The following is a 23,584-nucleotide window of genomic DNA, read 5'->3' as shown; positions in this document are numbered from 1 at the left end:
GGCTTCAGTCGTCCTGTTGGTCCTGCAGTACTTCGCCGGTCTTGGCGTCGAGTTCTACGTCCCATTGCACACCTTTGTCGTCGCGCAGTTCAAGCTGATAGACGTAGCGGCCGTAGGCTTCTTCCAGTTCGGTGTCCTCGATGGTAGCGCCCGGGTGCTTGGCCAGCGCCGCTTCGTTGAGCTTCTCGAACGACTGGATGGTGCCGGCGTCGCGCAGTTTCAGGGCTTCGTCCGGGCCCAGGTCCTTGGCCGTGGCCAGGTTGGCGCCGAAGACGAGGGTGGCAGCGGTGAACAGAGTAGTGAGGGTTTTCATGTCTGGATTCCTGTGGTTGGTTTCGACGGTTCACAGGTTATGCGCCTTGGCTTAAATGAAACTGAATGTCATCCACAGCGGTTTTTTGCATCGTTCGGGCGAGGGCGGGCGCAGGCGCAAGGACTAGGCTTGCTGTTGCCTCGGTCATTGGAGCCCGTTCATGAACTACCTCGTCGCGATGCTCGCCGCGCTCTGCCTGACGCAGCCGGCGCTGGCCGAAGACCTGCTCAAGCCTGAAACCGTGCCGCCGCCCATCGACGACAGCGCCGCGAGCGGCAGCCTGGAAGCCGAAGTCACGCACCGCGCCAGCGGCACGCTGCGCGCCATTTACGCGACGCAGGGCAGCGTGACCATCGCCCTCGGCCCGGTGGCCGAGCTGAAGTGGCCGGCGATGGTCATGCCGTTTCGCATCGATGCGCGGCAGCTCGAGGGCCTGGCGGTCGGCGATGCGGTGGAGTTCGAGTTCACCAACGGCGAGATGGACCCGCGCATTGTCACGATTCGCAAACAGTAGCCGGGCGCGCGGGTTGAACTTCAGGGCGGCGGTTGGGCTCGGATTCAGTGTCCGTCATTACTGAAGGAAGAACGCCATGTACAACAAGAAACTCACCGCCGCCCTGGCCGTCGCCATACTCGGTTCGGGTTCCGCTGTCGCGATTGCCGCCGACAAGCCGGGCGCCGACTGGATCACCCTCGAACAGGCGGTGGAGAAGGCCAAGGCCGCCGGCTACACCGAGCTGCACGGCATCGAGGCCGATGACGATGGTTGGGAAGGCGAGGGCATGAAGCAGGACGGCAAGAAGTACGAGTTCAGCATCGACGGCAAGACCGGCGAAGTGACTCGCGACAAGCAGGAGTGATTCCAGCCGCATCCAGCCATCGCGCGGTGCGCGCAGCGGGTATCATCTGCACCCCCGACTGCCGCGCCGCGCATCATGTCCGCCTCCCATTCCCGACCGAGCACGCTGCACCTGCCCCAAGGCGACTGGCGCAGCGTGCTCGATTGTCTGTGCGCGCACTTTCCGGCCATCGACCGTGAAACCTGGGTCGACCGCATAAACCGCCAGCGGGTGCTGGACGCCGACATGCAGCCGATTGCGCTCGACCAGCCTTACCGGGCCGGCCTGCGCATCCACTACTTCCGCGAGGTGCCGAACGAGACGCCGGTGCCGTTCGAGGAGCGCATCCTGCACGTCGACGAGCATCTGGTGGTGGCCGACAAGCCGCATTTTCTCTCGGTGATGCCGGCCGGCGAGTACGTCAACGAAACCCTGCTGGCGCGCCTGTGCAAACGGTTGGGCAATGCCGATCTGGTGCCGATTCATCGCATCGACCGCCTCACCGCCGGGCTGGTGCTGTTCTCCGCCAATCGCGACAGCCGCGGCGCCTATCAGGCGCTGTTCCGTGAGCGTGAGATCGCCAAGCGCTACGAGGCGATCTGCCCGGCGCTGCCGCATGTGGAATTTCCGCTGCGCCGACGCCTGCGCATGGTGCCCGGCGAGCCGTTCTTCCTCATGTGCGAAGGTGAGGGCGAGCCCAACAGCGAAACGCTGATCGAGGTGCTCGAGCGCCGCGGCGATCTCTGGCGCTACGGGCTGACGCCGATCAGCGGACGCAAGCATCAGCTGCGCCTGCACATGGCGACCCTCGGCGCCGGGATCTGCAACGATCCGTTCTATCCCGCGCTGCTCGAACGCAGCGCGCGCGAGGCTGACGACTACGCGCGGCCGCTCAAGCTGCTGGCGCGCGGGTTGCGTTTTCGCGATCCGCTGAGTGGTGAGCCGCGCGAGTTCGAGAGCACCCTGCAACTGGCGTGGTGACGGCGACGGACGCACCTTCAGCGCCAGGGCGAGTCTCAACCGAGACAGGCCAGCCACTGGTGCCTCCATGCCCGAAGGTCCATCCATCGTCATTCTCCGCGAGGAAGTCGCGGCATTCACCGGTCAACGCATCGAGCGCGCCGAAGGCAGTGCCAAGGTGGACAAGGCACGGCTGGCCGGCCAGGTGGTGCGTGGCTTTCACAGCTGGGGCAAGCATCTGCTGATCGAGCTGGAGGATGTCTCCGTACGCATCCACCTGCTGCTGTTCGGCAGCTACCGCATCAACGAACGCAAGGAGTCCACGCCTCGGCTGAGTCTCGGCTTCGCCGACGGCGAGCTGAATTTCTACGCCTGCTCGGTGCAGTTCATCGAGAGCCCGTTGGAGCAGACCTACGACTGGAGCCGGGACGTGATGAGCGATGCCTGGCGCCCGCGCACCACGCTCAAGCGGCTGCGCGAACGGCCGCGTCTGCTGGCCGGCGACGCATTGCTGGACCAGACGCTGTTCGCCGGCTCCGGCAACATCATCAAGAACGAGGTGCTCTATCGCATTCGCGTGCATCCGCTGTCGCTGATCGGTGAACTGCTGGCGGCGAAGCTGCGCGAGCTGGTGCGTGAGGCACGCACCTACAGCTTCCAGTTCCTCGACTGGAAGAAGGCCGGTGTGCTCAAGACCAACTGGCTGGCGCATGGCAAGCGCACCTGCGTACGTTGCCGGATTCCGCTGGTGAAGGTGAAAGCGCTGGGACGCAGCCGGCGCCGCGCGTTTTTCTGCGAGCGCTGCCAGAAGCGGTACGGCGATTCCACGCAGATCGCCGTCGACGAACCGAGCGCCGTGGACGAGGCGTAGGGTGGACAACGGCGCAGCCTTGTCCACGCGGTTGATCCGCCGCCGAGGTGGTTCGCCGGGCTCCGGTGGAAAAGCGCTGCGCGCGTTTTCCACCCTACTTCCACACTACGTCAGCGCAGCAGCGGCCGGAGCGCGGCGGCCAGCAGCGGGGCCATGGCCACGGCGTTGCTCTCATGGGCGATGCAGTCGGTGCTCCAGATGTGCTCGACACCGGCGGCGCGGATCACCTGCAGCGCATCGCCGGCGAACAGCGCGTGGGTCACGGCCACGTCCACCGAGGCGGCGCCGGCGGCCAGCAGTTTCTGCGCGGCCTCGGCAAGGGTGCGCCCGGAGCTGGCGACGTCATCGAGCAGCACCACGGGGCGTCCGGCGAACGTCAGATCGGGCAGGGCGATGTCCACCTGATGGTCGCCGTGGCGCACCTTGTTGCACACGCCGTAATCGAAGCCGTGTTCGGCGGCCGCCGCTTCGATCCACTGCTGCGCCTCGGCATCCGGGCCGATCAGCAGCGCGTCGGGGTGCCTCTCGGCGATCAGTCGCGCCAGCGCCGGCGCCGCGCAGAGGGTGACGGCATCAGCCAGCGGCACCGCTTCCTGCAGTGTGGCGACGCGGTGCAGGTGCGGGTCGACGGTGATCAGCCCGTCGAACTGGCTGGCCAGCAGCTGGCCGATCACTCGCTGGCTGACCACCTCGCCCGGATTGAAGGCGATGTCCTGGCGCATGTAGGCGAGGTAAGGCGTGACCAGGATCAGCCGCTTCGCGCCGAGGCGGCGTGCCTCGCCGGCGACCAGCAGCAGCTCGACGAGCTTCTCGTTGGGATGATCGAGGCCGCGGTAGAGCACCAGCTGTTCGGCGATGGTGTCGCCTTCGGCCAGCGGCAGGCGCAGGCGCAGTTCGTCATCGGGAAAACGGTGGCGCTCGACCGCGGCGGCGGGCAGCCCACAGGCTTCGGCCAGGCGCAGGGCGGCGGCGCGTTCGTCATCGAAATACAGCAGCTGGCTTTGCATCAGAACTCCACGAATACACTGGGAACCTCGTCGGCACCGCCGAGGTTGAAGCCACTGGCGCGCTCGGTGGCCTGACGGGCGAAGGCGAGGTCGGCGGGAAAGTCCGCGTAGACGCGATACAGACAGGTGCCGGCCTGCACCGGTTCGCCGAGTTTGCGCAGGATGTCGACGCCCGCGCCCTGTACCTTCGGCGCGCCGGCCAACCGCGCGATGCGTGCCAGCTGCAGGTTGTCGATGCCGGTGACCACGGCGTCGCGGTCGGCCAGCACGTCGAAGCTGAGCCTGGCCAGCGGCGGCTGGTTGTGGTCGAAGGGTTTGGCGCCCTGCGCGGCGATGATCGAGTGCATCTTCTTCAGCGCCCGCCCCGAGTCGAGGATGTCGCGGGCGATGGCATAGCCGTCGCCGCCGCGCACGTCGGGGTCGAATTCCAGCATGCGGCCGGCCAGGCGCAGCGCCTTCTGCCGCAGGTCGATCGGTGCGGCCGGGTCGTTCTGCAGCACCTGCATGACGTCACGCGCCTCCAGCACCGGACCGATGCCGTTGCCGATCGGCTGGCGGCCATCGGTGATCACCACGTCGAGCGCCAGCCCCAGGCGCGAGGCGACGAACTCGAACAGCTTGCGCAGGCGCTGCGCCTCGGTCATCGAGCGCACCTTGGCGGTGGGGCCGATGGGAATGTCCAGCAGCAGGTGGGTGGAGCCGGCGGCGATCTTCTTCGACAGGATCGAGGCGACCATCTGTCCCGGCGAGTCGATCGACAGCGGCCGCTCGACGGCGATCAGCACGTCGTCGGCGGGCGACAGTTCGCTGCTGCCGCCCCAGGCCAGGCAACCGCGCTCCTCGCGGACCATCTCGCAGAGGCGCTCGAAGGGCAGCTCGACGTTGGCCAGCACCTCCATGGTGTCGGCGGTGCCGGCCGGCGAGGTGATCGCCCGCGAGCTGGTCTTCGGGCAGAGCATGCCGTGCGCGGCGACGATGGGCACCACCAGCATCGAGGTGCGGTTGCCGGGAATGCCGCCGATGCAATGCTTGTCGACCACCGGATGCTCGCGCCAGTCGAGGCGGCGGCCGACCTGGATCATCGCGTCGGTGAGGAAGTACACCTCCTCGCGGTCCAGCTCACCCTGGTTGCAGGCGACGACGAAGGCGGTCAGCTCGATCTTCGAGTAACGGTGCTCGGCGATGTCGCGGATGATCGCCTGGAAATCCTCGCGGTGCAGGCGCTCGCCGGCGATCTTGCGGTGCAACGCGGGGATCGAGGGCGCCGGCTCGGCCTGGGAGATCGAAGCGGGCACGCCGGGCTCTGCGCCGAGCTGGGCGAAGGCGTCCTCGGACAGCCCGAGTTCGTTGCAGCCGACGATGGCGGAGTCGTCCACCACGTTGAGGCTGGCGAGGATGCGCTTGCCGTTGACGCGGATCTCGACCTTGGCCAGCGCCTGGAAACCCTCGGCGCGGCAGGCCGCGCAATCGCGGTGCAGGTAGGCGACGTTCTCGCGGTAGGTGTCGATGGCGACCCGGCGCAGGGCCAGGTGCACCGGGGCTTTGCCGCTGTTCGGCGTTTCGCTGGTAATAGTGGTCATGCGCGGACTTTCGCTGGGAGATGCTGGCTATCTAGCCTCAGCCGCCGGGCGCTTGCCAAGCCGCAGCGGGGCCGGGCCCGCCGCGACGTTGTCGCAGGTCAGCGAAAAGCGGCTATTGCGCGGCCCAGCCGCCGTCCATGTTCCACGCCGCGCCGCGCACCTGCTCACCGGCTTCGCTGCAGAGGAACAGCACCAGTGCGCCGAGCTGCGCGGGGGTGACGAAGTCCAGCGACGGCTGCTTCTCGGCCAGCAGGTCGTGGCGCGCGCGCTGGGTGTCGCCATCGACGCGGGCGCGTTCGTCGATCTGCTGCTGCACCAGCGGCGTGAGCACCCAGCCGGGGCAGATGGCGTTGCAGGTGATCGCCGTGGTGGCGGTTTCCAGCGCCACCACCTTGGTCAGCCCGACCAGCCCGTGCTTGGCCGCCACGTAGGCGGCCTTCTGCGCCGAACCCACCAGGCCGTGCACCGAGGCGAGGTTGATGATCCGCCCCCAGCCGCGCTGGCGCATGCCCGGCAGCGCCAGGCGCGTGGTGTGGAAAGCCGACGACAGGTTGATGGCGATGATCGCGTCCCAGCGCTCGACCGGGAATTGCTCCACCGGCGCGACGTGCTGGATGCCGGCGTTGTTGACGAGAATGTCGACGCCGCCGAACCGCTGTTCGGCCGCGGCGACCATCGCTGCGATCTGCTCGGGATCGCTCACGTCGGCCGGATGGTGGATGGCCTGCCCGCCGCATGCGCGGATTGCCGCCAGCGCCGCGTCGACGTCGCCGAAGCCGTTGAGGACCAGGTTGGCGCCGGCCTCGGCCAGCTTGAGGGCGATGCCCAGGCCGATCCCGCTGGTGGAACCGGTGACCAGGGCGGTCTTGCCTTGCAGATTCATGTGTTGCTCTCCTCGCCGCGCGGGCTCAAACGATTCCGGTGGCGTAGAACACGCCGATCACTACGAACACCGCCAGGGTCTTGATCAGGGTGATGCCGAAGATGTCCTTGTAGGCCTCGCGGTGGGTCAGGCCGGTCACCGCCAGCAGGGTGATCACCGCGCCGTTGTGCGGCAGGGTGTCCATGCCGCCGGACGCCATCGACGCTATTCGGTGTAGCACTTCCAGCGGGATGTTGGCGGCATTGGCGGCGGTGATGAAGGTGTCGGACATGGCCGCCAGGGCGATGCTCATGCCGCCCGAGGCCGAGCCGGTGATGCCGGCGAGCAGGGTGACGGTGACCGCTTCGTTGATCAGCGGGTTGGGGATGTTCTTCAGCGCGTCGGCCAATACCAGGAAACCCGGTAGCGAGGCGATCACCGCGCCGAAGCCGTATTCCGACGCGGTGTTCATCGACGCTAGCAGGGCGCCGCCGACCGCGGTCCTGGTACCTTCGGCGAGCTTGGCCTTGATCGCGCGAAAGCCGCAGATCAACACCAGCAGAATGCCCAGCAGCAACGCCGCCTGCACCGCCCAGATGCCGGTCAGCTTGGCCACTTCGCTGGTCACCGGCTGCGCCATGCCGGCCAGTTGCAGGCTGTGGGTCTTGCCGTAGACCTCGGGAATCCAGCGGGTGAACAGCAGGTTGGCCACGCCCACCAGAATCAGCGGTGACAGTGCCAGCCAGGGATTGGGCAGGGCGATGTCCTCGGCGGTCTCCGGCTCGTTGCGCAGCTCCGTGCCGTAGCCTTCGCCGCGCGCCTTGGCTTTGCGCAGCTGGCGATGCAGATAGAACATGCCGACGCTGAACACGAACAGCGTGCCGATCACACCCAGCCAGGGCGCCGCCCACGACGTGGTGCCGAAGAAGGTGGTGGGAATGATGTTCTGGATCTGCGGGGTGCCGGGCAGGGCATCCATCGTGAAACTGAACGCACCGAGCGCGATGGTCGCCGGGATCAGCCGCTTGGGCATGTCGCTCTGGCGGAACATCTCGGCGGCGAACGGGTACACGGCGAACACTACGACGAACAGCGAAACCCCACCGTAGGTCAGCAGCGCGCAGACCAGCACGATCACCAGCATGGCCTGACGCGTGCCGAGCAGGCGGATCGCCGCGGCGACGATCGAGCGCGAGAAACCGGACAGCTCGATCAACTTGCCGAACACGGCACCGAGCAGGAATACCGGGAAGTACAGCTTGATGAAGCCGACCATCTTCTCCATGAACACGCCGGTGAAGGCCGGGGCCACGGCGGATGGATCGGTGAGCAGCACCGCACCGAGGGCGGCGATGGGGGCGAAGAGGATGACGCTGTAGCCGCGGTATGCAGCCAGCATCAGCAGAGCCAGTGCGGCAAGGGCGATGACGACGCTCATCGGGACGATCTCCTGACCTGTTGCCGTGCGATCGGATGCTGCCGGGGCATTCGGGAGTCTCGCGGCGGTGACAGGCATGTTGTTGTTATTGTTCGGCGTGCGGACGATGCCGCCCGGACGGTTTAGCGAGTTCCGTGCCAGATCGCTAACTGTTTGATCCGGCTGGCTTTTCAGTCAAGTGTTCAGTTATCCGGACAGGTCTTGATGTCCGCCGGACTGGACCCATGTGTCCGCCGCGATGGACATGCGCAGGCCGGCGCGGGCGGCGCAGGGCGTCTGCGCACTGGCTATGCTGGCCATTATCGGCCGCGCTGCGATGGACGCTGGCGTCGGCAGGCACGGCCGATTCGTTACGGGTTTGGGAGGATGTTCGATGCGTGTTGCGCTTGTGTTGTCGCTGCTGGCGCCGCTGGTACAGGCGGCCGAACCGCTGGCCCTGCGCCTGGGAGAACATGAGTTGTCTGCGGAGTACGCGCTGACCGCCGAGCAGCGCCAGCTCGGCCTGATGGGACGCCGCGAGCTGGCCACCGACAGCGGCATGCTGTTCCGCTTCGACGAGGTGCGGCACAACTGCCTGTGGATGAAGGACACGCCGCTGCCGCTGTCCGCGGCGTTCCTCGATGAGCGGGGGGTGATCGTCGACCTGATCGACCTCGAGCCGTTCAGCCGGGAGATGCGTTGCGCCCAGGCACCGGCGCGCTACGCGCTGGAAACCAACCGCGGTTGGTTCACCGAGCGGGCGCTGGGGCTCGGCACGCCGGTGCAGGGCATTCCTGGCAACGCGCCGCTGTCGGGGCGCTGAGCCGGATGCCGGTCGCGCGTCTCAGTTCCAGCCCCAGAACTGCAGCCACCAGCCATAGCCGATCAACGCGGCGGCGCCGCTCATGCAGCTGAATGCCAGCAGCCGGCGCAGGCCGTTGGCGCCGTGGCGGCCGATGACCTTCCAGGCCAGGTACAGGCTCCAGATGATCGCGCCGACCAGCAGCGCCGCGCGTGCCAGCGGCACCCAGCTCAGCAGCAGGCCTTCGTAGCGCAGCAGCTTGACCGTGGTGGCGGAAAGACCGAGGAACAGCCCCGCGCCGCCCAGCGGCGTCAGGCTCAGCGCCAGATGGTGGAACACGTTGCCGCTGCGTCCCATCAGTCGCACGGCCGCCTGCACCAGCAGCCACAGTGCGCCGCCGAGCAGCACGGCGCTGCCGCCGATGTAGGCGAGGATCGCCGCGCCGTCGAGCCAGCTGAACGCGTCGTTGACCTGCGGATAGTGCGTCAGCAGCCACCAGGGCGCATCGGCTTCCAGCGGCCAGAACAGTTCGCGATCGACCAGCCATTCGGCGGCGGCCTGCTTGAGGGCGATGAACCACGGGCTGACTGTCCACTGGAAGGCGCCCATCGCCAGGCCGAGCATGCCGAACAGCAGCAGGGTGCTGTCCCAGTGGCTGTGCTGCGGCTGGTTGCCGACGATGAGGATTTCCTGGTTCGGCGAGCGGGCGCTGAGCTGCACCGCGCCGCGCTGGCCGCTGCACCGGCCGCAGGCGTGGCAGTCGCTGGCGCCCTGCATGCGACGGATGTCCAGCAGCGGCGCGCAGTTGGGGGTAGGCAGGTGCGGACCGCTGTTTTCCAGCCAGCGCTGTTCATCGACTTTGTAATGCAGCGGTGCGAGGCGCGCGAGCAGCGAGAACACGCCGCTGACCGGGCACAGGTAGCGGCACCAGACGCGTTTGCCGCGTCCGTAGAGGTAGCCCACCAGCATCGCCGCGACGGTGGAGCCACCGAGGATCAGCAGCGCGGCCTGGGCGTAGTCGTAGACGCTGATCAGCTGGCCATAGACGGTGGTGAGAATGAACGCCACGGTCGGCCAGCCGCCCCAGCGTATCCAGCGCGGCGTGCCGCGGCCCAGCCCGCGCCAGCTGATCCACTCGCTCAGCGAGCCTTCCGGGCAGAGCACGCCGCACCACATGCGGCCGAACAGCACCATCGACAGCAGCACGAACGGCCACCACAGGCCCCAGAAGACGAACTGCGCCAGCAGCGTGAGGTTGTCGAGCATGCCCGCCTGGGCGGGTGGCAGCGGCAGCACGGCGGGGATCACCAGCAGCACCAGGTAGAACCCCACCACCAGCCACTGCACCGCGCGGATGATTTTGGCGTGCTCACGCAGCCAGTCACCGACGCGCGCCAGCCAGGGCGCCTGGGCGATCATGCCGGCCTCGTCGCCAGCGCCACCGGCCGCGCCGGGCGCAGCCAGGTCCACACCGCCAGCCAGTACAGCAGCAGGGTCAGCGCCGCGGCCAGCGACGGCATCGCACGGTAACCGGTGAGGCCGGCGATGGTGCTGCCCAACGCGCTGCCGTCGTCCAGCCACGCCGAGGTGTCCCACAGCGGATCGCCGAAGAAGCTGTAGAACTGCTCCGGCACGTCCATGCCCATCAGCTGGCCGCTGAAACGATCCAGTCCGGCCATCAACAGCGCGCTGCCGAGCAGCAGCAGGAGCACTTCGCTGACCTGGAAGAAGCGCCGCCAGCTGAAGAAACGGCTACCGGCCTGCAGCGCCGCGTAGCTGAGCAGCGCGAGGACGAAGCCCAGCACGCCGCCGATGACGAAGCCGGTGAGGTCGTGGCCCTGCTGCTGGTTGCCGATGCCGTAGAGGAACACCACCGTCTCGCTGCCCTCGCGCCCGACGGCGAGCATGGCGAGCAGCAGCAGGCCGAAGCCGCTGCCCTGGCTGAGCTGCTGCGCCGCGCTGTTCTGCAGGCTGCTCTTGAGGGTGCGACCGTGGTGATGCATCCAGCCGACCATGTGCAGGATCAGCATGCTCGCCACCAGCAGCATGCCGCACTGGAACCACTCGCCGCCGCTGCCGGCCAGCCAGTCGCCGGCGCGCAGCACGCCCCAGCCCAGCGCGACCGCCAGGCCCAGGCCGGCTGCGACGCCGCCCCAGAGCATGCGCAGCGCGTGGCCCGCGCCCGGCTGCTGGCGCAGCCAGGCATGCAGGATGCCGATCACCAGCAGTGCCTCGACGCTCTCGCGCCAGACGATGAACATGGATTGGCCCATGACTAGCTCCTGCGAACTACTTGGCGACGATCTCGCCTTCGGGAAGGTCCAGATGGAATTCGTCGAAGAACGGGTAGCGCCCCGGCTTCAACGGATGGATCACGACGAACGAGGTCACCCCCGGCGACAGCACCTTCTCCACCCGCAGCGGCGTGCTCTCGAACTCGGTCGGGCCGCTGCCGGCGTTGTGCACCACGATCTTGAAGCGCTGGCGCGCCGGCACTTCGATCGAGGCCGGTTCGAAGTGGCCGTCGCGGATGGTCAGCTCGTAAGTCGGCAGTGCCGCCTGGGCGCTGCCGGCAGCGCCGGTCAGCAGCAGGGCGGCGAGCAGGAATGTACGCATGGGCCTTCTCCGCCTCAGTAACCGCCTTTCTTGCCGATGCCGGCGTAGGTGAACTCGTAGTTCAGCTCGCAGCCTTCGAACCACGGGGCGACGCCGGTTTCCTTGTCGACGTGGCGGCCGAACATGGCGTGGCCCGAACCCGGCGGCAGGATCTTGTAGGTCAGCTGATACTTGCCCGGGCCGAGCAGCTTGACGTTGTCGCCGTAGTGCGGACCGTCGTTGGCGACCATCGGATGGAAGTCGCCTTCGATGACTTCGCTCGAACCCTTCTTGCGCAGCGTGTAGTGGATGCTCAGGTACGGCACGAAACTGCCTTCCTGCCAGCCGTTGCGGTTGTTTTCGGTGGCGGAGATGTCCGCTTCCAGGTGCACGTCGGATTTGGCCGCCGCGAGCATCATGCCGGCCGGGTCCATTTCCACCGGCTGCAGATAGACCGCGCCGACTTCCATGCCACCGCATTGCTGCGGCTCGCCGATGGGATATTCCTTGGCCTGGGCGAGCGGGGTGAGCAGCAGGGTGGTGATCGCGAGGGTGGCGGGGATACGCATGGAAGCCTCCGGTAGGGATAAGTACGGAAACAGACTCGCACTTGCGGCTTCTAATGATAATGATTCGTGTCAATTTCCGAAGAAATATTTTGTTACTGGCGCGCTCGGCGAGCTGCTGCCAGCCTGGATCCCAGCAGCGGCGGGTGCTGGCGCCGGTCCGCGTCCGGTTGTCGCAGCGCCGCGCGGGTGACCGCGTTGCGGCCGTCGGGCGCCGGTCGCGGCGCACCTTGCCCAGACGAATCCTCTAAGATGACGAACCCTTCGCCCTAGAGCCCGCCATGCTGCCGACCTCCGTTCTGGACGCCCGCACCGCCCGTGTCCTGCCCTGGCTGGTTGCCATCGCCTTCTTCATGCAGACGCTGGATGGCACCATCCTCAACACCGCGCTGCCGGCAATGGCACGTGATCTGGCCGAGGACCCGCTGCGCATGCAGGGCGTGGTGATCGCCTACATGCTCATCGTGGCGCTGCTGATTCCGGCATCCGGCTGGATCGCCGACCGCTTCGGCACGCGCAAGACGTTCTTCTCTGCGGTGGTGTTGTTCACTTTCGGCTCATTGCTCTGCGCATTGTCGGTGAGCCTCGATCAGTTGATCGGCGCCCGCGTCGTGCAGGCCATCGGCGGCGCGCTGATGTTGCCGGTCGGACGGCTGGTGGTGCTGCGGGCCTTCCCGCGCAGCGAGTTCGTGCGGGTGATGACCTTCATCGCGCTGCCCGGCATGGTCGGGCCGCTGCTCGGGCCGACGCTCGGCGGCTGGCTGGTGCAGTACGCCTCCTGGCACTGGATCTTCCTGATCAACCTGCCGGTCGGGGTGATCGGCTGCATCGCGGCGTTCCGCTTCATGCCTGATTTCCGCGCGGACAAGCGGATGCGCTTCGATACCCTCGGTTTCATCCTGTTCGGCGCGGCGATGCTGCTGATCACCATCGCCCTGGAAGGGCTCGGCGAGCTGCACATGCCGCACGCACGGGTGCTGGTGCTGCTGTTCGCCGGCGCTGCCTGCCTGGCGGCGTACTGGCTGCGTGCCGCACGCATCCCGGCGCCGCTGTTCAGCCCGCGGCTGTTCCATACGCGCAGCTTCGCGGTGGGTATCTGCGGCAATCTGTTCGCCCGCCTGGGCAGCGGTGCGTTGCCGTTCCTGCTGCCGCTGCTGCTGCAGGTCGCGCTGGGCTACTCGCCGGCGCAGGCGGGGATGAGCATGATTCCGCTGGCGGTGGGCGCGATGCTGGTCAAGCCGCTGGCCAAGGGGCTGCTCGACCGCCTGGGCTACCGCAACCTGCTGATCGGCAACACCGCGCTGCTCGGCATGCTGATCGCCGGGCTGGCGACGGTGGATGCCGATACGCCCTACCTGTTGCTGCTGGCGCACCTGGGGCTGATCGGCGTGGGTAACTCGTTGCAGTTCACCGCGATGAACACCGTGACGTTGATCGGCCTCAGCAACGCCAACGCCAGCAGCGGCAACAGCCTGCTTTCGGTGGTGGTGCAGTTGTCGATGAGTCTCGGGGTCGCGACCGCAGGCGCGCTGCTGGGCGGTTTCACCGTGCCGGGTGCGCAGGGCGCCGAGGTGCTGCATGCCTTCGAGCTGACGTTCCTCTGCCTCGGCGGCATGAGCCTGGCGGGCGCGAGCATTTTCCTGCAGTTGAAGCGGCATGATGGCAGCCAGCCTCGCGAGGGGCGCGGCGCGATGCCGATGGGTGATTGAGTGCCGCACGGCGGCGCTGTTTTATCTGTCCAGTTTCCTGACATATCCGTGCGCACGGCGATGCGTGGGCGGTCAGCCCGCCAGCCGGCGCCGTCCGCCGGCTGGCGACTTCCAGGGGCGTGGTCTGATGGCACGCAGGGCCCCGGTAACCTGCTGCATTCCTTTACCTGTGCAAGTAAACATTATCGACCTGTCTTCTAAAGCTACATATCGTCTCGCTCGAAGATGGCGTTTTGCCAATGCACAAGGAGTGGAGAGATGGAAGCGCTGAGCATGTCCTGGCTGGTGATGGGGGTGTCGCTGTGTGTCGTTCTGGTAGTGCTGATCGCGCTCTGCGCACTCGGGTTCGGCTATCGCCGGCAGCAGAGCGAGTTGCGCGTGTTGCGCGAACTGCTGGTGAACGTTGGCGCAATCATCGAGCGCCTTGAGCGGGAGAAGGCCGAGTTCTTCGCGGGGCTGCGTGCGGAAAAGGCCCATGCGGCGCAGCTGCGTCGAAAGCTCGAACTGCTGAATCGGTGATCTTGTTATAAAAAACAAAATATTTGTTTTTGCACGCGATAAATCGTTGTTGGCTTCGGCTTATGTTGGTATAAAAACCAACAAAAATAATCTGGAGTCAGCCGCATGCACCCTCGTGTCCTCGCCGTTACCGAGCGCTTGATCGCCCGCAGTCGCCCAACCCGTGAGCGCTATCTGGCGCTGATTCGTGGGGCGGCGGGGGCGGGGCCGGCGCGCAGCGGCGCCCAGTGCGCGAACTTCGCCCACGGCGTCGCCGGTTGTGGTGCGCAGGACAAGCAGCGCCTGCGCCTGCCCGATGCCGCCAACATCGCCATCGTCACCGCCTACAACGACATGCTCTCGGCGCATCAGCCCTACGAGGACTATCCCGAACGTCTGCGCCAGGCGCTGCGCGAGATCGGTTCGGTGGGGCAGGTGGCCGGTGGCGTGCCGGCGATGTGTGACGGCGTCACCCAGGGCGAGCCGGGTATGGAGCTGGCCATTGCCAGCCGCGAGGTGATCGCCATGAGCACTGCGGTGGCGCTGTCGCACAACCTGTTCGATGGGGCGCTGCTGCTCGGCATCTGCGACAAGATCGTTCCCGGGCTGCTGATCGGTGCGCTGCGCTTCGGTCATCTGCCGGCCGTGTTCGTGCCGGCCGGGCCGATGTCCTCCGGGCTGGCCAACAAGGACAAGGCCGCGGTGCGCCAGCGCTACGCCGAAGGCAACGCCAGTCGTGACGAGCTGCTGGCCGCGGAGATGCAGGCCTATCACAGCCCCGGCACCTGCACCTTCTACGGCACCGCCAACACCAACCAGATGCTGATGGAGGTGATGGGCCTGCACCTGCCGGGCTCCTCCTTCGTCAGCCCGGGCACGCCCCTGCGCGAAGCGCTGACTGCCGAGGCGGCGCGCCAGGTCACCCGTCTGACGCCGCAGGGTGGCAGCTTCACCCCGCTGGGTGAGTTGGTGGATGAACGTGTGCTGGTCAATGCCATCGTCGCCCTGCATGCCACCGGCGGCTCGACCAATCACACCCTGCACATGCCGGCCATCGCCCAGGCCGCCGGTATCCAGCTGACCTGGCAGGACATGGCCGATCTCTCCGAGGTGGTGCCGACGCTGGCGCGCGTGTATCCCAACGGCTCGGCCGATATCAACCACTTCCATGCTGCGGGCGGCGTCGCGCTGCTGGTGCGCGAGCTGCTCGACGCCGGCCTGCTGCATGAGGATGTGCAGACCGTGGTGGGGCAAGGACTCAGACGCTACACGCAGGAGCCTTTCCTCGAGGAGGGGCGGCTGACCTGGCGTGAAGGGGCTGCGACGAGTCTGGATGAGAGCATCCTGCGGCCGGTGGCGCGGCCGTTCTCGGCTGAAGGCGGGCTGCGGGTGATGAGCGGCAATCTCGGTCGTGGCGTGATGAAGGTGTCTGCCGTGGCGCCGGAGCATCGGGTGGTGGAGGCGCCGGCGCGGGTCTTTGCCGATCAGCTGGAGCTGGTCGAGGCGTTCAAGGCTGGCGAGCTGGAGCTTGATTTCGTCGCCGTGGTGCGTTTCCAGGGGCCGCGCGCCAACGGCATGCCGGAACTGCACAAGCTGACGCCCTATCTCGGCGTGCTGCAGGATCGCGGCTTCAAGGTCGCGCTGGTCACCGACGGGCGCATGTCCGGGGCCTCGGGCAAGGTGCCGGCGGCGATCCATGTGTGTCCGGAGGCGATCGACGGCGGACCGCTGGCGCGCGTGCGCGACGGCGATCTGCTGCGCGTGGATGGACAGAGCGGCACGCTCGAGGTGCTGGTGGATGCCGCCGAGCTGGCCGATCGCGCGCCGGCAGCGGCGCCTGCGGCCAGCGTTCAGGGCTGCGGGCGCGAGCTGTTCGGCTTCATGCGGGCGGCGTTCAGTTCCGCCGAGCAGGGCGCCAGTGTGTTCACCGCCGGGCTGGAGGCGCTGCGATGAGGCTGGCGCTGGTCGGGGATATCGGCGGCACCAACGCGCGCTTCGCCCTCTGGCGTGACTCGCGACTGGAGTCGGTGCAAGTGCTGGCGGCGGCGGATTTCGCCACCCCGGAACAGGCGGTCGAACATTACCTGGCTTCGCTCGGTCTGGCGCCGGGCAGCGTCGGTGCGGCGTGCCTGGCCTGTGCCGGGCCGGTCAAGGGCGAGCAGTTCACCTTCACCAACAATCACTGGCGGCTGTCGCGGCGCGACTTCTGCGGTGCGTTGCAGCTGGATGAACTGCAGCTGATCAACGACTTCGCCGCGATGGCGCTGGGTATGACGCGGGTCAGCGAGGCGGAGCGCCGTACGATCCTCTCTGGCGTCGCCGAGCCCGACGCGCCGGCGCTGGTCATCGGGCCGGGCACCGGGCTGGGCGTCGCCGCGTTGATGCCCCTGGGTGGTGGCAGCTGGCGTGCGTTGCCGGGGGAGGGCGGGCACGTCGATCTGCCCGTGGCGGATGCGCACGAGGCGGCGCTGTGGCAGATGCTGTTCGCGCAGCTTGGCCATGTGCGTGCCGAGGACGTGCTCAGTGGCGGTGGCCTGTTGCTGCTCTACCGTGCGGTCTGTGCCCTGGCCGGTTTGACGCCGCGACTGGCGTCGCCGGCTGAAGTCACCGCGGCCGCGCTGGCGGGCGATCCTCTGGCGGTGGCGACTCTGGACCAGTTCTGCGTGTGGCTCGGCCGCGTGGCCGGCAACAACGTGCTCACGCTCGGCGCGCGGGGCGGGGTGTATATCGTCGGTGGCGTGGTGCCGCGTTTCGCCGATTTCTTCGCCGCCAGTGGTTTCGCCCGCGGTTTCACCAGCAAGGGCTGCATGAGTGGCTATCTCGGCGAGGTGCCGGTGTGGCTGGTGACTGCTGAGTTTCCGGGGTTGGAAGGCGCCGGGGTGGCGCTGGAGCAGGCGCTGGCGCGCTGACGGGGTTGTGCAGGGCGTGATGCGGGATGTTGTTATAGCAACATCCCGCATTTGCGCTGGTTCTGTTTTTCTTAGCCCGGCTCTTCATCCGCCGGGTAGCGGCTGGCATTCAGGCTTTCCTTCACTTTGCGCAGATGCGGCTGGAAATCCACGCCGCGGCGCAGGGTCATGCCGGTGGCGAGCACGTCGAGCACGGTGAGCTGGATGATGCGCGAGGTCATCGGCATGTAGATGTCGGTGTCCTCGGGCAGCGGGATATTCAGACTCAGCGTACTGGCCTGGGCCAGCGGCGAGCCGGCGGCGGTCAGGCCGAGGACCGAGGCGCCGTTCTGCCGGGCGATGCGCGCCACCTCCACCAGTTCGCGGGTGCGTCCGGTGTAGGAAATGATCACGAACAGGTCGCCCGTGTGCGCCACCGAGGCCAGCATGCGCTGCATCAGCACGTCCGAATGGGCGGTCACCGCCAGGTTGAAGCGGAAGAACTTGTGCTGCGCATCCAGCGCCACCGAGGCCGAGGCGCCGAGGCCGAAGAAGTGGATCTGCCGGGCCTGGATCATCAGGTCCACGGCGCGGCTGACCAGCTGCGGGTCGAGGCTCTGGCAGGCGCTGTCCAGCGAGGCGATGGCTGAGCCGAAGATCTTGCGGGTGTATTCCGCCGGGCCGTCGTCCGGCTCCACCGCCTGGCTGACGTAGGCAGCGCCGCTGGCCAGGCTCTGCGCCAGCTGCATCTTCAGCTCCGGATAGCCGCTGACGCCGAACGAGCGACAGAAGCGATTCACCGTGGGCTCGCTGACCTGCGCGGTCTGCGCCAGCGTGGCGATGCTGAAGCGGGTCGCCTGCTGCGGGTTGCGCAGAATGACTTCGGCGACCTTGCGCTCGGCCTTGTTGAGGTCTTCGAGGCGGCGCTGGATCTGCTCGAGCAGGTTGTGTACGCGGTCCATGTCGGTCCTGATGCGGCTTGCCAAAGGGGTCACCTATCCTACTGAGCGGGGTGCGGAGCGACCACAGGAATCTTGTTTCACGGTAAATGTTGTTGTTATTACTACATTGAACTTGAATAACCGAGCATTGCCGTGTATTCATAGGGCAGTTTTAGTAGAAGAACAAACATCATGACGCCATTATCTGTCGAACCCTGCACCCTGGCGCTGTTCGGCGCCCTCGGTGACCTGGCCCTGCGCAAGCTGTTTCCCGCGCTTTATCAGCTCGATCGTGCCGGCCTGCTGCCGGCGGACACCCGCATCCTCGGTCTGGCCCGTGACGGCGGCGAACCGGCCACGCACCTGGCGCTGATTGCCGAGCACCTGCGCCGGCATGTGGCCGAACGCGAGCTCGACGAGAGCGCCCTGCAGCGCTTCCTGGCCCGGCTGGACTACCTGAGCATGGAGTTCGGCCGCCGCGAGGACTACGCCGCGCTGGCGGACAAGGCCGGCCAGGCCGAACGGATCGTCGCCTTCTTTGCCACTCCGGCGTCCGTCTATGGCGTGATCTGCGCCGGGCTGGCGGAGGCGGGGCTGGCCGAGCGCACTCGCGTGGTGCTGGAAAAGCCCATTGGCCATGACCTGGAATCCTCCCGCGAGGTGAACGACGCGGTGGCGCGCTTCTTCCCGGAAGACCGCACCTATCGCATCGATCATTACCTGGGCAAGGACACGGTGCAGAACCTCATCGCCCTGCGCTTCGCCAACAGCCTGTTCGAGACGCAGTGGAACCAGAACCACATTTCCCACGTGGAGATCACCGTTGCCGAAACCGTCGGCATCGAAGGCCGCTGGGGCTACTTCGATCAGGCCGGCCAGCTGCGCGACATGATTCAGAACCACCTGTTGCAGCTGCTCTGCCTGATCGCCATGGACCCGCCCAGCGACCTCTCGGCCGACAGCATCCGCGACGAGAAGGTCAAGGTGCTCAAAGCGCTGGCGCCGATCGCGCCGGAGCAGCTCGGCCAGCAGCTGGTGCGCGGTCAGTACGTCGCCGGCAGCATCCTCGGGCGCCAGGTGCCGGGCTATCTGGAGGAGGAAAACTCCAACACCCAGAGCGACACCGAGACCTTCGTTGCCCTGCGTGCCGAGATCTGCAACTGGCGCTGGGCCGGGGTGCCGTTCTACCTGCGTACCGGCAAGCGCATGCCGCAGAAGCTGTCGCAGATCGTCATCCACTTCAAGGCGCCGCCGCACTACATCTTCGCCCCGGAGCAGCGCCAGCTGATCGGCAACAAGCTGATCATCCGCCTGCAGCCGCAGGAGGGTATCTCGCTGCTGGTGATGACCAAGGACCAGGGCCTGGACAAGGGTATGCAGCTGCGCAGCGGCCCGCTGCAGCTGAATTTCTCGGAAACCTACAAGAGCCCGCGCATCCCGGACGCCTACGAGCGTCTGCTGCTGGAAGTGATGAAGGGCAACCAGAACCTCTTCGTGCGCAAGGACGAAATCGAATACGCCTGGAAGTGGTGCGACCAGCTGATCGACGGCTGGCAACGCGTCGGCGCGCCCCCCAAACCCTACACCGCAGGCAGCTGGGGACCGGCTGCCTCGATTGCCCTGATCAGCCGTGACGGCAGGAGTTGGTATGACGATCTCTAACCTCGATCTCCCGGTGCAGACCCTCGGTTTCAGCCTCGGCAACGCCGAACAGCTGGCCGGCGAACTGGCGCTGACCGTGAGCAACGCCCTGCGCGGCGCGATCGCCGAGCGTGGTGCGGCGACCCTGGTGGTTTCCGGCGGACGCAGCCCGATCGCCTTCTTCGAGCGCCTCGCGCAGCAGGAACTGGACTGGGCCAGGGTCACCGTCAGCCTCGCCGACGAGCGCTGGGTGCCGGTCAGCCATCCGGACAGCAATGAAGGGCTGGTACGCCAACACCTGTTGCAGGGGCCGGCCGCCGCGGCACGGCTGATTGGCCTGTACCAGAGCGCGGCCAGTATCGACGAGGCGGCCGAGCGCGCCGATGCCGTGCTGGCCGAGCTGCCGCCGATCGACGTGCTGGTGCTGGGCATGGGCGAGGACGGCCACACCGCCTCGCTGTTCCCCGACAGCCCGAACCTGGAAGTGGCGCTCGACCCGCGTGGTACGCGGCGCTGCCTGCGGATGCAGGCGCCGAGCGTGCCACGCCAGCGCCTGAGTATGTCGCTGGCGCTACTGGCCAGTGCGCGGCTGACCCTGCTCGCCCTGCACGGCCCGGGCAAGCTGGCCACGCTCAACCAGGCCCTGGCCGGCGAATCCTACGAAGCGATGCCGATCCGCGCCTTCCTCGCCCGTCCCCTCGAAATCTACTGGTGCCCCTGAGGCCGCAAGGAATCTTTCATGACATCTAGCCAAACCCGCGCCGCCAGCATGACCGACAAGATCGCCCTGATCGACCAGTGGTGCAGCGCTGCGCGCATCCTGCCGGTAATCACCATCGAGCGTGAGGCGGACATCCTGCCGCTGGCCGACGCTTTGGCTGTCGGCGGCCTCAAGGTGCTGGAAATCACCCTGCGCTCGGCCCTGGGCCTGAGTGCTATCCGCCTGCTGCGCGAGCAGCGCCCCGAATTGATCGTCGGCGCCGGCACCGTGCTGGATGCCGCCATGCTCGAGCAGGCTGAGGCTGCAGGGGCGCAATTCATCGTCTCCCCGGGCAGCACTGCCGAACTGCTGGATGCCGCGCTGCATAGCCCGTTGCCGCTGCTGCCGGGCGTCGCCAGCGCCTCGGAAATCATGCTCGGCTACGCCCTGGGTTACCGCCGCTTCAAGCTGTTCCCGGCCGAGGTCTGCGGCGGCGTTGCCGCGCTCAAGGCGCTGGGTGGGCCGTTCGGCAATATCCGTTTCTGCCCGACCGGTGGCATCAACGCGCGCAACGCCCGGGACTACCTGGCGCAGGCCAACGTGATGTGCGTCGGCGGCACCTGGATGGTCGACGCCAAGGCCGTACGTGCCGGCGACTGGGCCGCCATCGAAAGCGCCACGCGCCAGGCCCTGCAGGCGCTGGACAGCGCAGCGCCGGCCGAACTGCCGCGCGATTTCGACCTGCGCGCCGAGCGTGCCGAACAGCGCGAGCTGTAATCCGTCCGACCCGTCGCGGTGGGCGTGGGGCCTGCCGCGATCGCCCCGATTCGCTACCTGGAGGTTCCATGACTACCGCGCGCCCGCTTGCCGAGCTGTTCCCCCGTCTCGATGAGATTCCCGCTGCCTACCGCCCGGATGCACCGGTCGAGCAGCGCGACTATCTGCTCGATGGCGAACTGCGGCAGTGGCACGGCCCGCTGGCCGAAGTCCGCAGCCCGGTGTTCCTGCGCGAGGCGGACGGCAGCGAGCGCCAGGTCGTGCTGGGCAGCACGCCGCTGCTGGATGCCGACGCCGCACTGCAGGCACTGGATGCGGCGGTTGCAGCCTACGACAACGGCCGCGGCGCCTGGCCGACCATGCGCGTGGCCGAGCGCATCGCCCATGTCGAGCGCTTTCTGGCGCGCATGCGCGAGCAGCGCGAGGCGGTGGTCAAACTGCTGATGTGGGAGATCGGCAAGAACCTCAAGGACTCGGAGAAGGAGTTCGACCGCACTTGCGACTACATCGTCGACACCATCCATGCGCTGAAGGAACTGGACCGCAGCTCCAGCCGCTTCGAGCTGGAGCAGGGCACGCTGGGGCAGATCCGCCGCGTGCCGATGGGCGTGGCGCTGTGCATGGGTCCGTACAACTACCCGCTGAACGAAACCTTCACCACGCTGATCCCGGCGCTGATCATGGGCAACACCGTGGTGTTCAAACCGGCCAAGTTCGGCGTGCTGCTGATCCGTCCGCTGCTCGAAGCCTTCCGCGACAGCTTCCCGGCCGGGGTCATCAACGTCATCTACGGCCGCGGCCGCGAGACGGTCAGCGCGCTGATGGCCAGCGGCAAGGTCGACGTGTTCGCCTTCATCGGCACGCACAAGGGCGCCGCCGACCTGAAGAAGTTGCACCCGCGTCCGCACCGCCTGCGCGCCGCGCTGGGGCTGGACGCGAAGAACCCGGGCATCGTCCTGCCGCAGGTCGATCTCGACAATGCCGTGGAGGAGGCGGTGACCGGCGCGCTGTCGTTCAACGGCCAGCGTTGCACCGCGCTGAAAATCCTCTTCGTGCACGAAACGGTGCTCGATGATTTCCTCGAACGCCTTGCCGCGCGGGTCAATGCGCTCAAGCCGGGCATGCCCTGGGAACCCGGCGTGGCGCTGACGCCGCTGCCGGAACCGGGCAAGACCGATTACCTGCATGCGGTGCTGGAAGACGCCGTGGCCAAGGGCGCGCGGGTGATCAACGCCGGCGGTGGCGAGTCGCACCTGAGCTTCTTCCAGCCGGCCGTGCTGAGCCCGGTGGATTCGTCCATGCGCGTCTATCACGAAGAGCAGTTCGGCCCGCTGGTGCCGGTGGTGCCCTACCGCGACCTGCAGGAGGTGATCGACTACGTCACCGCCTCCGACTACGGCCAGCAGCTGTCGATCTTCGGCAACGACCCGGCGCAGGTAGGCCGGCTGGTGGATGCCTTCGTCAACCAGGTCGGCCGCATCAACATTAACGCCCAGTGCCAGCGCGGGCCGGACAGCTACCCGTTCAACGGCCGCAAGAATTCCGCCGAGGGCACGCTGTCGGTACACGACGCCCTGCGCGTGTTCTCCATCCGCACCCTGGTGGCGACGCGCTTCAACGAGGCCAACAAGCAGCTGGTCGACCGGATCATTCGGGATCGCCAGTCGAGCTTCCTGACCACCGACTACATCTTCTGACGGAGCGCCACCATGGCCGCACCCGTGCTCGCCCAGCCGATGTTGCTGGGCATGATGCGCCTGCTGGAATATCCCGAGCTGGGCGAACCCCAGGCGCTGCTGAGCTTTATCGAACGCTGTATCGAGCGCGGGCTGAACGGCTTCGACCATGCCGATATCTATGCCGGCGGGCAATGCGAGGCGCACTTCGGCGCGGTTCTGCGCCAGGCACGGGGACTGCGCCAGCGGCTGCAGATCATCGGCAAGGCCGACATCGTGCCGGCGGGACAGGACTGCTCGCGCTGGCGAGTCAAGCACTACGACTCCAGTGCCCGCTACCTGCGTCAGGCGGTGGACGCCAGCCTGGCGCGGCTGGGCGTGGGGCGACTCGATGGTTTCCTGCTGCATCGCCCGGACCCGCTGCTGCAGGTGGACGAGGTGGCCGAGACGCTGAACGGGCTGGTCGCCAGCGGCAAGGTCGGCTGGGTGGGGCTGTCCAACGCCGGCATCCTGCATTGCCAGGCATTGGCCCAGTGTGTGCCGCTGCGCTGCAACCAGATCGAGCTGTCTCTGCAGGCCCAGCATTGGGTGTGGGATGGCAGCTTGCATGCGCTGCAGGCGGCCGGGCTGCAGGTGCTGGCCTGGTCGCCCATGGGCGGTGGACGCTTCGGTGAGCGCTTGTGCAGCGCACTCGATGAAGTCGCCGCCGATCTGGGCGTGACGCCCAACCAGGTGGCGCTGGCCTGGCTGCGGCAGCTGCCCGGTCGGCCGGTGCCGATCCTCGGCAGCCTGCGCTGGGAGCGGATCGAGGCGGCGCTGTTGGGCGCTGAGTTGAAGCTGGACCGTCCCGCCTGGTTCTACCTGAGCGAAGCGGCCCGCGGGCATGCTGTGGCCTGAGACTGTTTGCGGAGAGGGCGTCCCTCTGCTGGCGAGGGCGGAACG

The 23,584-nt window shown here is 67.3% G+C and carries 24 protein-coding genes; 14 read left to right on the top strand and 10 right to left on the bottom strand.

Going from position 1 to position 23,584, the window contains the following annotated elements; translation table 11 throughout:
* Positions 1-4 precede the first annotated feature (4 nt).
* Positions 5-313, bottom strand: a complete 309-nt coding sequence (locus AC0ZJQ_RS16050; protein WP_476476923.1) for a PepSY domain-containing protein — start codon at positions 311-313, stop codon at positions 5-7.
* A 160-nt stretch (positions 314-473) separates the two neighbouring features.
* Here AC0ZJQ_RS16050 and AC0ZJQ_RS16045 point away from each other — a divergent pair, with 160 nt between their 5' ends.
* The 4 genes from AC0ZJQ_RS16045 (at position 474) to AC0ZJQ_RS16030 (ending at position 2,983) form a co-directional block, all read left to right on the top strand.
* Positions 474-827, top strand: a complete 354-nt coding sequence (locus tag AC0ZJQ_RS16045) for a copper-binding protein (RefSeq protein WP_102827778.1) — start codon at positions 474-476, stop codon at positions 825-827.
* A 76-nt stretch (positions 828-903) separates the two neighbouring features.
* Complete coding sequence (locus tag AC0ZJQ_RS16040; RefSeq protein WP_008569789.1) at positions 904-1,173, top strand: PepSY domain-containing protein; 270 nt, start codon at positions 904-906, stop codon at positions 1,171-1,173.
* Positions 1,174-1,248: 75 nt separating this feature from the next.
* Entirely contained in the window at positions 1,249-2,133 is an 885-nt protein-coding gene (locus AC0ZJQ_RS16035; RefSeq protein WP_476476922.1) for a pseudouridine synthase, read from the top strand.
* A 67-nt stretch (positions 2,134-2,200) separates the two neighbouring features.
* Positions 2,201-2,983: a DNA-formamidopyrimidine glycosylase family protein gene (locus AC0ZJQ_RS16030; protein WP_476476921.1), complete on the top strand. Its 783-nt coding sequence runs from the start codon at positions 2,201-2,203 to the stop codon at positions 2,981-2,983.
* 110 nt (positions 2,984-3,093) lie between these two features.
* On the opposite strand, the gene AC0ZJQ_RS16025 is transcribed toward AC0ZJQ_RS16030, so the two are convergent.
* The 4 genes from AC0ZJQ_RS16025 to AC0ZJQ_RS16010 all read right to left on the bottom strand — a co-directional run bounded on the left by AC0ZJQ_RS16025 (position 3,094) and on the right by AC0ZJQ_RS16010 (position 7,870).
* Positions 3,094-3,990, bottom strand: a complete 897-nt coding sequence (locus AC0ZJQ_RS16025) for a ribose-phosphate diphosphokinase (protein WP_476476920.1) — start codon at positions 3,988-3,990, stop codon at positions 3,094-3,096.
* The gene (locus tag AC0ZJQ_RS16020) at positions 3,990-5,570 is read right to left on the bottom strand and encodes a thymidine phosphorylase family protein (RefSeq protein WP_476476919.1); all 1,581 of its coding nucleotides are present in this window, start codon (positions 5,568-5,570) and stop codon (positions 3,990-3,992) included. The genes AC0ZJQ_RS16025 and AC0ZJQ_RS16020 overlap by 1 nt, the downstream gene beginning before the upstream one ends.
* 112 nt (positions 5,571-5,682) lie before the next feature.
* Positions 5,683-6,453, bottom strand: a complete 771-nt coding sequence (locus AC0ZJQ_RS16015) for a 3-hydroxybutyrate dehydrogenase (RefSeq protein ID WP_476476918.1) — start codon at positions 6,451-6,453, stop codon at positions 5,683-5,685.
* A gap of 25 nt (positions 6,454-6,478) precedes the next feature.
* Complete coding sequence (locus AC0ZJQ_RS16010) at positions 6,479-7,870, bottom strand: GntP family permease (RefSeq protein ID WP_476476917.1); 1,392 nt, start codon at positions 7,868-7,870, stop codon at positions 6,479-6,481.
* Between the two features lie 373 nt (positions 7,871-8,243).
* Between AC0ZJQ_RS16010 and AC0ZJQ_RS16005 the strand changes: the two genes are divergently transcribed.
* Positions 8,244-8,672, top strand: coding sequence for a DUF192 domain-containing protein (locus AC0ZJQ_RS16005; RefSeq protein ID WP_476476916.1), 429 nt, complete (start codon positions 8,244-8,246; stop codon positions 8,670-8,672).
* A gap of 21 nt (positions 8,673-8,693) precedes the next feature.
* Here AC0ZJQ_RS16005 and AC0ZJQ_RS16000 read toward each other — a convergent pair whose 3' ends face one another.
* The 4 genes from AC0ZJQ_RS16000 to AC0ZJQ_RS15985 are packed head-to-tail and all read right to left on the bottom strand — an operon-like array spanning position 8,694 to position 11,815.
* Complete coding sequence (locus tag AC0ZJQ_RS16000; protein ID WP_077682070.1) at positions 8,694-10,070, bottom strand: 4Fe-4S binding protein; 1,377 nt, start codon at positions 10,068-10,070, stop codon at positions 8,694-8,696.
* Positions 10,067-10,924, bottom strand: coding sequence for an FTR1 family iron permease (locus tag AC0ZJQ_RS15995; RefSeq protein WP_043298229.1), 858 nt, complete (start codon positions 10,922-10,924; stop codon positions 10,067-10,069). The genes AC0ZJQ_RS16000 and AC0ZJQ_RS15995 overlap by 4 nt, the downstream gene beginning before the upstream one ends.
* Before the next feature lie 16 nt (positions 10,925-10,940).
* Positions 10,941-11,267, bottom strand: coding sequence for a cupredoxin domain-containing protein (locus AC0ZJQ_RS15990; RefSeq protein WP_043298228.1), 327 nt, complete (start codon positions 11,265-11,267; stop codon positions 10,941-10,943).
* Between the two features lie 14 nt (positions 11,268-11,281).
* The gene (locus AC0ZJQ_RS15985) at positions 11,282-11,815 is read right to left on the bottom strand and encodes an iron transporter (protein ID WP_003289031.1); all 534 of its coding nucleotides are present in this window, start codon (positions 11,813-11,815) and stop codon (positions 11,282-11,284) included.
* Positions 11,816-12,093: 278 nt separating this feature from the next.
* Here AC0ZJQ_RS15985 and mdtD point away from each other — a divergent pair, with 278 nt between their 5' ends.
* The 4 genes from mdtD (at position 12,094) to AC0ZJQ_RS15965 (ending at position 16,928) form a co-directional block, all read left to right on the top strand.
* Positions 12,094-13,521, top strand: coding sequence for a multidrug transporter subunit MdtD (gene mdtD, locus AC0ZJQ_RS15980; RefSeq protein WP_476476915.1), 1,428 nt, complete (start codon positions 12,094-12,096; stop codon positions 13,519-13,521).
* A gap of 258 nt (positions 13,522-13,779) precedes the next feature.
* Positions 13,780-14,040, top strand: coding sequence for a hypothetical protein (locus AC0ZJQ_RS15975; RefSeq protein ID WP_138300423.1), 261 nt, complete (start codon positions 13,780-13,782; stop codon positions 14,038-14,040).
* Positions 14,041-14,145: 105 nt separating this feature from the next.
* Positions 14,146-15,972 (top strand): phosphogluconate dehydratase, encoded by a 1,827-nt coding sequence (edd, locus tag AC0ZJQ_RS15970; protein ID WP_476476914.1) that lies wholly within the window; start codon positions 14,146-14,148, stop codon positions 15,970-15,972.
* On the top strand, positions 15,969-16,928 hold the full coding sequence (locus tag AC0ZJQ_RS15965) for a glucokinase (protein ID WP_008569805.1): 960 nt from the start codon (positions 15,969-15,971) through the stop codon (positions 16,926-16,928). The genes edd and AC0ZJQ_RS15965 overlap by 4 nt, the downstream gene beginning before the upstream one ends.
* 71 nt (positions 16,929-16,999) lie before the next feature.
* Here AC0ZJQ_RS15965 and AC0ZJQ_RS15960 read toward each other — a convergent pair whose 3' ends face one another.
* On the bottom strand, positions 17,000-17,869 hold the full coding sequence (locus tag AC0ZJQ_RS15960) for a MurR/RpiR family transcriptional regulator (protein ID WP_008569806.1): 870 nt from the start codon (positions 17,867-17,869) through the stop codon (positions 17,000-17,002).
* A gap of 171 nt (positions 17,870-18,040) precedes the next feature.
* Between AC0ZJQ_RS15960 and zwf the strand changes: the two genes are divergently transcribed.
* The 5 genes from zwf to AC0ZJQ_RS15935 all read left to right on the top strand — a co-directional run bounded on the left by zwf (position 18,041) and on the right by AC0ZJQ_RS15935 (position 23,539).
* The gene (zwf, locus tag AC0ZJQ_RS15955) at positions 18,041-19,510 is read left to right on the top strand and encodes a glucose-6-phosphate dehydrogenase (protein ID WP_008569807.1); all 1,470 of its coding nucleotides are present in this window, start codon (positions 18,041-18,043) and stop codon (positions 19,508-19,510) included.
* Positions 19,497-20,210, top strand: a complete 714-nt coding sequence (gene pgl / locus AC0ZJQ_RS15950) for a 6-phosphogluconolactonase (protein ID WP_008569808.1) — start codon at positions 19,497-19,499, stop codon at positions 20,208-20,210. Before zwf ends, pgl begins: the two co-directional genes overlap by 14 nt.
* 18 nt (positions 20,211-20,228) lie before the next feature.
* Positions 20,229-20,966 (top strand): bifunctional 4-hydroxy-2-oxoglutarate aldolase/2-dehydro-3-deoxy-phosphogluconate aldolase, encoded by a 738-nt coding sequence (locus AC0ZJQ_RS15945; RefSeq protein ID WP_008569809.1) that lies wholly within the window; start codon positions 20,229-20,231, stop codon positions 20,964-20,966.
* A gap of 68 nt (positions 20,967-21,034) precedes the next feature.
* The gene (locus tag AC0ZJQ_RS15940; protein ID WP_476476913.1) at positions 21,035-22,663 is read left to right on the top strand and encodes an NADP-dependent glyceraldehyde-3-phosphate dehydrogenase; all 1,629 of its coding nucleotides are present in this window, start codon (positions 21,035-21,037) and stop codon (positions 22,661-22,663) included.
* Between the two features lie 12 nt (positions 22,664-22,675).
* Entirely contained in the window at positions 22,676-23,539 is an 864-nt protein-coding gene (locus tag AC0ZJQ_RS15935) for an aldo/keto reductase (protein WP_476476912.1), read from the top strand.
* The last annotated feature ends 45 nt before the right edge of the window (positions 23,540-23,584 follow it).

It is taken from the genome of Stutzerimonas sp. 21-1 (genome assembly GCF_056336065.1).
Note: the sequence above shows the minus strand (reverse complement) of the source record. Positions and strands in the feature narration are given on the sequence as shown.